The 11,741-nt window shown below is 51.5% G+C and carries 9 protein-coding genes; all 9 read right to left on the bottom strand.

The window, feature by feature from the left end:
- Positions 1–49: 49 nt before the first annotated feature.
- Positions 50–922 (bottom strand): succinate--CoA ligase subunit alpha, encoded by an 873-nt coding sequence (sucD, locus tag CX664_RS11520; RefSeq protein WP_101746873.1) that lies wholly within the window; start codon positions 920–922, stop codon positions 50–52.
- Complete coding sequence (gene sucC / locus CX664_RS11515; RefSeq protein WP_101746872.1) at positions 922–2,088, bottom strand: ADP-forming succinate--CoA ligase subunit beta; 1,167 nt, start codon at positions 2,086–2,088, stop codon at positions 922–924. The genes sucD and sucC overlap by 1 nt, the downstream gene beginning before the upstream one ends.
- Positions 2,089–2,209: 121 nt before the next feature.
- Positions 2,210–3,649, bottom strand: a complete 1,440-nt coding sequence (gene lpdA / locus CX664_RS11510) for a dihydrolipoyl dehydrogenase (RefSeq protein WP_101746871.1) — start codon at positions 3,647–3,649, stop codon at positions 2,210–2,212.
- A 102-nt stretch (positions 3,650–3,751) separates the two neighbouring features.
- On the bottom strand, positions 3,752–4,996 hold the full coding sequence (odhB, locus tag CX664_RS11505) for a 2-oxoglutarate dehydrogenase complex dihydrolipoyllysine-residue succinyltransferase (RefSeq protein WP_101746870.1): 1,245 nt from the start codon (positions 4,994–4,996) through the stop codon (positions 3,752–3,754).
- A 138-nt stretch (positions 4,997–5,134) separates the two neighbouring features.
- On the bottom strand, positions 5,135–7,969 hold the full coding sequence (locus tag CX664_RS11500) for a 2-oxoglutarate dehydrogenase E1 component (protein WP_101746902.1): 2,835 nt from the start codon (positions 7,967–7,969) through the stop codon (positions 5,135–5,137).
- A gap of 381 nt (positions 7,970–8,350) precedes the next feature.
- Positions 8,351–9,055, bottom strand: a complete 705-nt coding sequence (locus CX664_RS11495; RefSeq protein WP_101746869.1) for a succinate dehydrogenase iron-sulfur subunit — start codon at positions 9,053–9,055, stop codon at positions 8,351–8,353.
- Between the two features lie 13 nt (positions 9,056–9,068).
- Positions 9,069–10,841 (bottom strand): succinate dehydrogenase flavoprotein subunit, encoded by a 1,773-nt coding sequence (gene sdhA / locus CX664_RS11490; RefSeq protein ID WP_101746868.1) that lies wholly within the window; start codon positions 10,839–10,841, stop codon positions 9,069–9,071.
- Between the two features lie 3 nt (positions 10,842–10,844).
- Positions 10,845–11,213, bottom strand: a complete 369-nt coding sequence (gene sdhD / locus CX664_RS11485) for a succinate dehydrogenase, hydrophobic membrane anchor protein (protein ID WP_101746867.1) — start codon at positions 11,211–11,213, stop codon at positions 10,845–10,847.
- On the bottom strand, positions 11,207–11,632 hold the full coding sequence (gene sdhC / locus CX664_RS11480; RefSeq protein WP_101746866.1) for a succinate dehydrogenase, cytochrome b556 subunit: 426 nt from the start codon (positions 11,630–11,632) through the stop codon (positions 11,207–11,209). Before sdhC ends, sdhD begins: the two co-directional genes overlap by 7 nt.
- Between the last annotated feature and the right edge of the window lie 109 nt (positions 11,633–11,741).

Below are 11,741 nucleotides of genomic sequence, written 5' to 3'. Positions count from 1 at the left end.
AAGGCCGGATATAAATCCGGCCTTTTTTGTGTTACCTAAACCGATCGTTTTACCAACCGGTCACTTTTTTCAGAGCTTCACCGATATCAGCCAGGCTGCGAACCGTCTTAACGCCTGCAGATTCAAGAGCCGCAAACTTCTCATCAGCAGTCCCCTTTCCACCGGCAATAATCGCACCGGCATGGCCCATCCGCTTGCCCGGAGGCGCTGTCACGCCGGCAATGTAAGAGACCACGGGTTTGGTAACATGCTCCTTGATATAAGCAGCCGCTTCTTCTTCAGCAGAACCACCGATTTCACCAATCATCACGATAGCTTCCGTCTTATCATCATTATGGAACAGTTCCAAAATATCGATAAAGTTGGAACCGGGAATAGGGTCACCACCAATACCAACACAGGTGGACTGACCAAAGCCATAATCGGTGGTCTGTTTGACCGCTTCATAGGTCAGCGTGCCGGAACGGGAAACAATGCCCACCTTGCCCGGCAGATGGATATGGCCCGGCATAATACCGATCTTGCACTCACCTGGCGTGATAACACCCGGACAGTTGGGACCGATAAGACGAACACACAACTCATCACACTTGACCTTGCATTCCAGCATATCCAGCGTAGGAATACCTTCAGTGATGCAGACAATCAACTTGATGCCAGCATAAGCAGCTTCAAGAATGGAGTCCTTACAGAAAGGCGCAGGAACATAAATAACCGACGCTTCAGCACCGGTCTGATCAACTGCTTCAGCCACCGTATTGAAAACGGGCAACCCCAGGTGAGTCTGACCACCTTTGCCGGGTGTTACGCCACCCACCATGCGGGTACCGTAAGCAATGGCCTGTTCGGAGTGAAAAGTCCCCTGGGCACCGGTGAACCCCTGGCAGATAACTTTGGTGTCTTTATTAATTAAAATGCTCATTACTGGTTCCCCGCTGCCTTAACTACCTGTTGGGCAGCCTCGGTCAAACTGTTGGCCGCGATGATATCAAGTCCACTGTTGGCAAGGGTCTGCGCACCCAGGTCAGCATTGTTGCCTTCCAGGCGAACCACGACAGGAACTTCAACGCCGACTTCTTTAACCGCACCGATAATACCTTCAGCAATCAGGTCACAGCGGACAATACCACCAAAGATATTGACCAGAACGGCTTTCACACTGTCATCGGAAAGAATGATCTTGAAGGCTTCGGTGACACGCTCTTTGGTTGCACCACCACCAACATCCAGGAAGTTGGCAGGCGCACCGCCATGCAGCTTGACAATATCCATGGTGCCCATGGCAAGGCCTGCACCATTCACCATGCAGCCAATGTTGCCATCCAGTGCGACGTAGTTAAGCTTCCACTCAGCGGCATGGGCTTCACGGGCATCTTCCTGGGAAGGGTCATGCATGGCTTTCAACTGTGGCTGACGGTACAGGGCGTTGCTATCAATGTTGATTTTCGCATCCAGGCAGTGCAGGTCACCCTCTTTGGTGATCACCAGCGGGTTGATCTCCAGCAGGGCAAGGTCGCACTCCTGGAAGAGTTTCGCCAGACCAAGGAAAATCTGGGTAAACTGCTTGATCTGCTTTCCTTCCAGACCCAGTTTGAAAGCCAGTTCACGGGCCTGATAAGGTTGGGCACCGGTCAGGGGATCAATGGTCGCCTTAAGGATTTTTTCCGGTGTTTCTTCCGCCACCTTTTCAATTTCAACCCCACCTTCAGTGGAGGCCATAAACACGATGCGACGGGTTGCGCGATCAACAACAGCGCCAAGATAAAGCTCTTGATCAATATCAGTGCAGCTTTCAACCAGTATCTTGCTGACCGGCTGGCCATTTTCATCGGTCTGATAAGTGACCAGGTTTTTACCTAACCACTGCTCGGCGAACGCGCGGATTTCGTCTTTGCTGGAGACCAGTTTCACACCACCCGCCTTACCACGACCACCGGCGTGAACCTGGGCCTTAACCACCCACTGATTACCACCGATTTCATCGGCAGCAGCAGCGGCCTGCTCTGGCGTATCCGCAGCGACGCCCTGAGAGACGGGCAGTCCATATTTGGCAAAGAGTTGTTTGCCCTGATATTCATGAAGATTCATTCTGACGCGGCCCTCTTTTTTATTTGAGCGTTGTTTTTAAGTTTCTCGTCAAACCATATCCCTGGATATTGTCTATGAAGAAAGGAGCAAGTCGACCCTGACCGCTCCCCTTAAGATACGTTTAACGACGTTTGCGATTGGCAATATGGATAGCGTGGCCATCAACCGCCAGAACTGCTTCGTGCAGCGCTTCACTCAGGGTTGGGTGTGAGAAAATGGTCAGCGCAAGATCTTCAGTGCTGGCAGCGAACTCCATGGCAATAACCCCCTGTTGCACCAACTCAGCTGCGCTTGGGCCCACAACATGAACGCCAAGAATACGGTCCGTTACCTTGTCGGCAATCACCTTGACCATGCCATGGGTATCATTGGCAGCCAGCGCACGACCACTGGCGGCAAACGGGAAGGTACCCACTTTGTACTCATCACCACTGGCCTTGACTTCTTCTTCCGTTTTACCAACCCATGCCACTTCAGGGTGAGTATAAATCACCGAAGGAATCAGGTCATAGTTCATCTGTGCTTTCTGACCAGCAATGATTTCCGCCACCATAATGCCTTCTTCACTGCCCTTATGAGCGAGCATCGGGCCCCGAACCACGTCTCCAACCGCATAAACGCCGGGAACGTCAGTGGCACAGTTATCATCAACGAAAATAAAACCGCGTTCATCCAGATTGACACCGGAGTCAGTAGCCAGCAGGTTTTCTGTATAGGGGCGACGACCGACAGCAACAATCAGTTTATCAAAGGTCAGCTTCTGTTCATCACCATTGGCATCCTGATAGGTAACTTCAACTTCGCTACCCTTGACTTCAGAACCGGTCACCCGTGCACCCAGGCGAATATCCAGTCCCTGCTTTTTGAAAATCTTCTGGGTTTCTTTGGCGATTTGCTGGTCAGCCAGGGCGAGGAATTTATCCTGGGCTTCAAGGACAACCACTTCAGCGCCCAGCCTTCCCCAGACAGAGCCCAGTTCCAGACCAATAACACCGGCACCAATAACCCCGAGACGCTTCGGGACTTCCTGAAACTCAAGAGCACCGGTAGAGTCAACAATAAGGCCTTCAGTAAGCGGTGTGGGGGGAATTTCAATGGGACGGGAGCCGGTGGCAATCACCACGTTGGCAGCATCAACCACTTCGACGGAACCGTCAGCCCTGGTTAATTCAACCTGCTTGCCAGACAGCACTTTACCGGCACCTTCCAGCAAGGTCACACCATTTGCCTTGAACAGACCTGTAACACCGGTAGTCAGCTGGTTCACAATATTGTCCTTACGGGCAAGCATTGCAGGGACATCGATGTCTACACCACTGTGCTTAATGCCATGCTTGTCAAAATCTTCCTTGGCTTCAATATATTTGTGAGAGCTATCCAGAAGGGCCTTGGAAGGGATACAGCCAACATTCAGACAGGTACCGCCCAGTTTAGCCTTGCCCTTATCATCGGACCACTTCTCGATACAGGCAGTTTTCAGCCCCAGCTGGGCTGCACGAATAGCACAGACGTAACCGGCAGGGCCTGCGCCAATAACTACCACGTCGAACTGATTTGCCATAAGTTATTTCCAAAACGGTTTATAAAACAAAGTATACGGGTCAAGTCAATAATGGGCAGCACCGCTTAATAGAAAAATAAGGCTGCCCGATACAATCCGGAATCAAACGTCCAGAAGCATTCTGGCCGGATCTTCCAGCAGTTCCTTGATGGTCACGAGAAAGGTGACTGCGTCCTTGCCATCCAGCAGTCGGTGGTCATAGGACAGGGCAAGGTACATCATCGGTAAAATTTCAACCTTGCCGTTAACCGCCATGGGACGTTCCTGAATTTTATGCATTCCCAGGATGGCCGACTGTGGTGGATTCAGGATGGGCGTTGACAACAGTGAACCGAATACACCGCCATTGGAAATGGTGAACGTTCCACCGGTCATTTCATCGATGCCGAGCTTACCATCCATTGCCTTTTTACCGAACTCACGGATTTTCGCCTCAATATCGGCAAGGCTCATATCTTCGGTGTTACGAAGCACTGGCACTACCAGCCCGCGATCACTGGAAACGGCAACACCAATATCCTGGTAGCCATGGTAGACAATATCATTGCCATCAATAGAGGCGTTGACCACCGGATGACGGCGGAGCGCTTCAACACAGGCCTTGACAAAGAAAGACATAAAACCGAGTCGTACGCCATGACGTTTCTCAAAGACATCTTTGTACTGGGCACGAAGCTCCATAACCGGCTTCATGTTGATCTCGTTGAAAGTAGTCAACATGGCCGCATTCTGCTGGGCCTGAACCAGACGCTCGGCAACTTTGGCACGCAGGCGGGTCATGGGTACCCGTTTCTCTACACGCTCACCGGCAAACACCGGTGCGGTTGCCTCGACCTGAGGTGCTGGTGCAGCAGACTTGGACACTGCCGGAGTAGCTGCAACCGCCGGGGCTGGTGACACCTGAGCACCAGCTTCGACATGACGAACCACATCTTCCTTGGTTACACGGCCACCTTTACCGGTACCGGGAATGGCTGCTGGATCAAGGCCTTTCTCTTCAGCCATCCGGCGTGCTGCAGGATTGAGAATGGGCTCTTCCTTAATGGCTTCCGGTGAAGCTGCCGGAGTGGCTGAAGCTTCAGCGGCAGCTGGGACGGTGCCAGCAGAAGCCCCTTCCTGGAAAATTCCAACCACTTCACTGCTGAGAACAACTTCACCTTCAGGCTTGATAATTTCACTCAAAACACCATCTGCCGGTGCCACAACTTCAAGAACCACTTTATCGGTTTCGATATCAACCAGCAGTTCATCCCGATGGCATTGCTCACCGGGCTGCTTGTGCCAGGTTGCAACGGTGCCATCAGCAACGGATTCAGGAAAGGTAGGTGCTTTAATTTCTGTGGCCATTATTGATCCTTTGCGTCTTCGCCCCTTTGAGCGTTTTTCACAGAAACTGTGTTAAACGCTCTGGCCAGATCGATAAATAGTACCTGCTGGCCGTTTAACCAATATTACTGCTCAGCATGAGCAGTAAATTATCATTATTCAAATGCTGAAAGCATCATTTACCAATTGCTGCTGTTCCTGGGCATGTATTGACATATAGCCACATGCCGGAGCGGCTGATGCTTCGCGCCCTGCGTACTTGAGACTCATTGTTTTATTCGGATGAACGGCAACTGAGCGACGCATATGATGCTGACTACAGTACCACGCCCCCTGGTTCATTGGCTCTTCCTGACACCAGACCACATCTTTCAGGTTTGGATAACTGACAATGAGTTCATCCAAATCGTCCTGAGGGAATGGGTAAAGCTGTTCAATGCGGATAATCACCGTATCAGTCAGCCCTTCCGTTCTCTTCTTTTCCAGCAGGTCATAGTAGACCTTTCCTGAGCACATAATCATCCGGGTGATCGCTGATGGCTCATGACCGTCAACCTCGGGGATAATCGTCTGGAAACTGCCCTCTGCCAGCTCTTCCAGAGAGGAGGTGGCCTGTTTGTGACGGAGCAGGCTCTTGGGGGTAAATGCCACCAACGGTTTACGCAGCGGACGCAACATCTGCCGTCTCAACATGTGGAACACCTGGGCTGGCGTTGTCGGAACGCAGACCTGAATGTTGTGTTCCGCACACAGCTGCAGAAATCGCTCAAGTCTGGCCGATGAGTGCTCCGGCCCTTGACCTTCATAACCATGGGGCAGCAGCATGGTGAGGCCTGACAGGCGCCCCCACTTGTGCTCGCCACTGGAAATAAACTGGTCAATAACCACCTGGGCACCGTTGGCAAAATCACCAAACTGAGCTTCCCAGATAACCAGTGCATTGGGCGTTGTTGCTGCGTAGCCGTACTCAAAAGCCAGAACCGCTTCTTCGGACAGGAATGAGTCCCAGATCTGGAATCGTGGCTGCTCCGGGGAAAGTTTGGTCAGGTTCACCAGGGTCGAGCCATCTTTCTGGTTATGGAATACCGCATGGCGGTGCGAAAATGTTCCCCGACCAACATCCTGCCCGGTAATTCGAACTTCACTGCCTTCCATCAGCAGTGACGCATAGGCCAGCAGTTCAGCACACCCCCAGTTAATCGGCAGGGCACCTGCCGCCATTTTGCGACGATCCTCAACGATCTTGCTGACCTGGCGCTGCAGCACAAAACCTTCGGGAATTTCACACAGCTTCTGGCCTAATGATTGCAGTGTTCCCACGGCGACACGGGTATCATGACGGGCAGTCCATTCGTGACCAAGATAGGGTGCCCAATCCACAAAGAGCTCTTTATTAGGCTCTTTTACCAGGGCCTTGACCACATGCTCACCGTTGTCGAGGGCATTACGGAAACTCTCTACCAGCTCTTTATCAGCCGCCTCACTGATCACACCTTCGCCCAGCAGAACCTTGGCATAAAGATCCCTGGTGGTCGTGTGGGATTTAATCTTGCTGTACATCATCGGCTGAGTGGCGGACGGCTCATCCGCCTCATTGTGCCCGCGACGACGGTAACAGACCAGGTCTACAACAATGTCTTTATGGAACTCCATGCGGTAATCAAGGGCCAGTTTGGTGGCAAACTGAACCGCCTCAGGGTCATCACCGTTAACATGAAGAATCGGTGCCCCGACAATCTTGGCAACATCGGTACAGTATTCCGTCGAACGGGCATCTTCGCGGAAACTGGTGGTAAAGCCAACCTGATTGTTAATGATGATATGGATGGTGCCACCGGTTTTATAGGCACGGGTCTGAGACATTTGCAGGGTTTCCATCACAACACCCTGCCCCGCAAAAGCGGCATCACCGTGAATGGCAATTGGGACTACTTTGTTGCCCACTGAATCTTTTCGGCGGTCCTGACGGGCTCTGACCGAACCCTCAACCACCGGGGTAACAATTTCCAGATGCGATGGGTTAAACATCAGGGCAAGATGAACCTCACCACCCGGCGTCATCACATTGGAAGAGAAGCCCTGATGGTATTTCACATCACCGGAGCCACGTTCAACCAGCTTCTTGCCTTCAAATTCGTCAAACAGATCTCCGGGCTTCTTACCCAGAATATTGACCAGTACGTTCAAGCGGCCACGGTGAGCCATGCCGATCACCAGCTCCTTCGAACCATAGGAGCCGGAGCGCTGAATAATCTCATCCAGCATGGGGATCAGAGACTCACCACCTTCCAGGCCAAACCGTTTGGTTCCGGGAAACTTGGTCCCCAGGTATTTTTCCAGACCTTCCGCTGCAGTCAATCGTTCCAGCAAGTGCAGCTTGGCTTCTACTCCTACTTCCGGGCGGCTGCGAACACTTTCCATACGACTCTGAAACCAGCGACGTTCTTCTGTCTGGGGAATGTGCATATATTCGACACCAATTGACTGGCAATAGGTGGCTTTTAAGGCATCGTATATTTCCCGGAGAGAAGCGTGTTCCTTGCCAATAAACAGCGTTGAAGTATGAAACTCGGTATCCAGATCCGCTTCACTGAGACCGTGGTATGCCAGGGATAGATCAGGAAACTCTTCCCGTTTCATCACACCGAGAGGATCGATAACAGCCTGCTGATGACCGCGAATCCGAAAAGCACTGATCAAACGCAAAACCTGAACCTGCTTGCGTTCATGATCACTGGAAACCGATGAAGTCTGAATCGGGCGGGTAGTCTGACGCTGACGCGCCATAAGGATGAAATTTTCCTGGATGGTAGAATGTGGAACATCTGCTCCACCACCACTTACCGGGGGCAACTTTTCAAAATAGTCACGCCACTGTACTTCTACGCTGTTGGGATCGCGCAGATAGCGTTCGTACATATCCTCGACGTATGCAGCATTTCCCCCTGCAATGTGGGAAGAACTCCACATCCGCTGCATTACACCTTCTTGCATGATCATTACCCCGTGAGTCTGGGGCTTATCCCGGGAAATCTGCTTTGACAACCCTGACTGGCTGAAAAACAGAGGTCACTGATGATGTCGATAGCCAGTCAGTGAACGATCCCCCTCAGATAGGGTCGGATGTTTTCCGACCACCCCTGCTGGTTCAAGCTATTGCGGCCCCATAATTCCGGATGGCAGCAGCACAATTTATTTAGTTTAAAAATATATTCAATTACAGGCTTTGTATTGTCAGAGGTCGCCTGCACTCTCCTGACAGAGCATAGCTGACTTTTCAGCTCTATGGTTCTTGAGTGCCCCGGAAAAAGACTTCACAGGGGCACTCTAATATCACCAACCAGCAACGACAGGTTGGAATGACCCACAACTATACTATGTTGCACTCTTAAACAACATCTGCCTGATATGACCAATTGCCCGTGTCGGGTTCAAGCCTTTGGGGCAGACATTGACACAGTTCATGATCCCCCGGCAACGGAAAACACTGAATGGGTCATCAAGATCTGCCAGACGCTCCTCTGTCGCTGTATCCCTGCTATCGGCAAGAAAACGATAAGCTTGCAGCAGGCCGGAGGGGCCAACGAATTTGTCAGGGTTCCACCAGAAGGAAGGACAGGCTGTTGAGCAACAGGCGCAAAGAATACACTCATAAAGCCCATCCAGTTTCTCCCTGTCTTCCGGGGACTGGAGCCGTTCAATGGCTGGCGCTGGCGTATCGTTAATCAGGTATGGCTTGATCTTTTCGTACTGTTTGTAGAACAGACTCATATCAACTACCAGGTCTCTGATTACTGGCAACCCGGGCAGCGGACGAATCACCAGTTTATTTCCCCTGACAGCTTCTGACAAAGGGGTAATGCAGGCCAGACCATTGGTACCGCCAATACTCAAGCCATCGGAGCCACAAACACCCTCTCGACAGGAACGTCGGTAAACCAGCGTTGGATCCTGCTCTTTAATCAGATTCAGAACGTCCAGAACCATCAGGTCCCGACCTTCCGGGATATCGACATCAAAGTCCATCATGTAGGGCTTTTTGTCGGCTTCCGGGTTATAGCGATAGATACTTACCTTCATAAGCCTCTCTCCCTCAGTAGCTTCTTGCCTTGGGAGGAAATGCCTCCATGGTTGCCGGAGCAAAGTTAACAGCACGCTTACTTACTGATTGATCAATCGGTGAGTAAAGCGAATGCGCCAGCCAGTTTTCATCATCCCGCTCCTGGTAATCATTACGGGCATGAGCACCACGGGACTCTGTTCTGACCTCGGCAGAAACAGCTGTTGCATAAGCCACCTGATACAGGTTTTCCAACTCAAGTGCTTCAACCCTGGCGGTGTTGAATGCCTGACTCTTGTCCTCCAGATGCAGATTGGCCAGCCGCTCACCCAGCTCATCCAGCAGCTTGAGACCTTTCTGCATGCTCTCACCTTCACGGAACACACCAAAATAGAGCTGCATGGTATTCTGCAGGTCAGCACGCACTTTGGCAACGCTTTCACCACTGCTTGATTTGTTCAGGCGATCAAGTCGTGACAAGGCTGCTTCCACATCACTGTCTGAGGCGTCCACAGAGTCAAAGCCATCTTTCAGGTTTTTCTCAATCTGCAGGCCTGCAGCGCGACCAAAGACCACCAGATCCAGCAGAGAGTTACCACCCAGACGGTTGGCACCATGAACAGAAACACAGGCCGCCTCACCACAGGCATAAAGGCCTTCAATCACTTCATCATTACCGGCCCCATCCTGACGCAGAGCCTGACCGCCAACATTGGTAGGAATCCCCCCCATCATATAATGACAGGTGGGCACCACAGGTACCGGCACTTTCACAGGATCGGCATGTGCAAAGGTTTTAGACAGTTCACAGATACCGGGCAGACGCAGGTTCAGTGTCTCTTCACCCAGATGATCCAGCTTCAGCAGAACGTGATCCTTATTGGGACCACAACCACGCCCTTCAAGAATCTCGATCACCATAGAACGGGCAACGACATCGCGGCCAGCAAGGTCTTTGGCGTTTGGCGCATAACGCTCCATAAAGCGTTCGCCTTCACTGTTAATCAGGTAACCACCTTCGCCCCGACAACCCTCTGTTACCAGTACGCCTGCACCATGAATGCCTGTAGGATGGAACTGCCACATCTCCATATCCTGCATTGGATATCCGGCACGCAAAGCCATACCGATACCGTCACCGGTATTGATCAGGGCATTGGTAGTGGAAGCGTAAATACGGCCTGCACCACCGGTGGCCATGACTGTGGCTTTAGCTTTGATATAAACGGTTTCGCCACTTTCAATATCAATGGCGATAACACCGGCAACCTGACCTTTCTGATTCTTCACCAGATCAACGGCATACCACTCATTAAGGAAGGTTGTGCCGCCCTTCAGGTTAGCCTGATACAAGGTGTGCAGCAGTGCGTGACCAGTACGGTCTGCAGCTGCACAGGTTCTGGCAGCCTGACCACCCTTACCAAAATCTTTGGACTGACCTCCGAACGGACGCTGGTAAATTCGGCCCTCTTCAGTCCGGGAGAATGGCAAGCCCATATGCTCCAGCTCGAAAACTGCCTGCGGACCCACCGAACACATATACTCAATAGCGTCCTGGTCGCCAATATAGTCGGAGCCTTTCACTGTATCGAACATATGCCAGCGCCAGTCATCTTTGGGATCGGCACTGGCAATCGCACAGGTGATACCACCCTGAGCGGATACCGTGTGAGAACGGGTAGGAAATACTTTACTGACGCAGGCCGTTTTAATTCCAGCCTGGGTAAGCTGGAGCGCGGCACGCATGCCCGCTCCCCCACCACCTATAACGATGGCATCATAGGTCAGGGTACGAAGTGCTGACATCGGTTAAAGCCCCCAAAGAATTTGCACGCCCCAGATCACATAACTGAACAGGGCAATAAAGCACACAACCTGCAAAGGAAAACGGATAAGGACAGACTTACTGCCAAAAGCGCGATCATTAAAATAGTCAGTGGTGATCGTCCACATACCGATCCAGGCATGAGCCAGGATAGAGATCAACGCCAGCAGGGTAAAAATCCGCATCCAGGTTTCATCAAAAAGCTCACCCCACTGGCTATACTGCAGATCCGGATTGATAATCAGGTAGCCCAGCAGAAACACTGAATAGACACCAAGAACCACTGCCGTCAGCCTTTGCAGCATCCAGTCATAAAGTCCACTGCGGGACAAATTGGTGATATTGGTTACCATACCCAAACCCCCGCAAGGATAATCAGCACTGATGAAAGAACCAGAGTCACAATAGATCCGAGACTTCCAGACTCCTTGCCATCACCCACATCCATATCCATCAACAGATGTTTCACTCCGGCAATCAAATGATAAATCAGGGCAGACAGAATGCCCCAGATTATAAATTTTGCCAGGGGAGCTGACAGCAAGGTCTTGAGTGCGTCAAATGACTCCTCAGAAGCAAGGGACAATTCCAGTCCGTACAGAAGAAAACCCAAACCAATAAACAGGATGACACCCGATATGCGGTGCAATATCGAAGTGTATGCAGGCAGGGGTAATTTGATTGTTGTTATATCGAGATTGACAGGTCTTTTGCTATTCACTCTATTTGCCCCAACGCTCGGTGGCGTACACAGCAGAATCAGCAAGAACATCCAGGTTCTCTGGACCCTACGACAAGCAAGTGGAGAAACGCTAAATGCGAAATATACGATTTCCCCTCAATTTAAAGCCGGTGGACCGAAGAACCAACCCTTACGACTT

It is taken from the genome of Endozoicomonas acroporae, assembly GCF_002864045.1.
GTDB classification, from domain to species: domain Bacteria; phylum Pseudomonadota; class Gammaproteobacteria; order Pseudomonadales; family Endozoicomonadaceae; genus Endozoicomonas; species Endozoicomonas acroporae.
The sequence above is the reverse complement of the archived record's forward strand: the minus strand, read 5'-3'. Positions and strand labels throughout refer to the sequence as shown.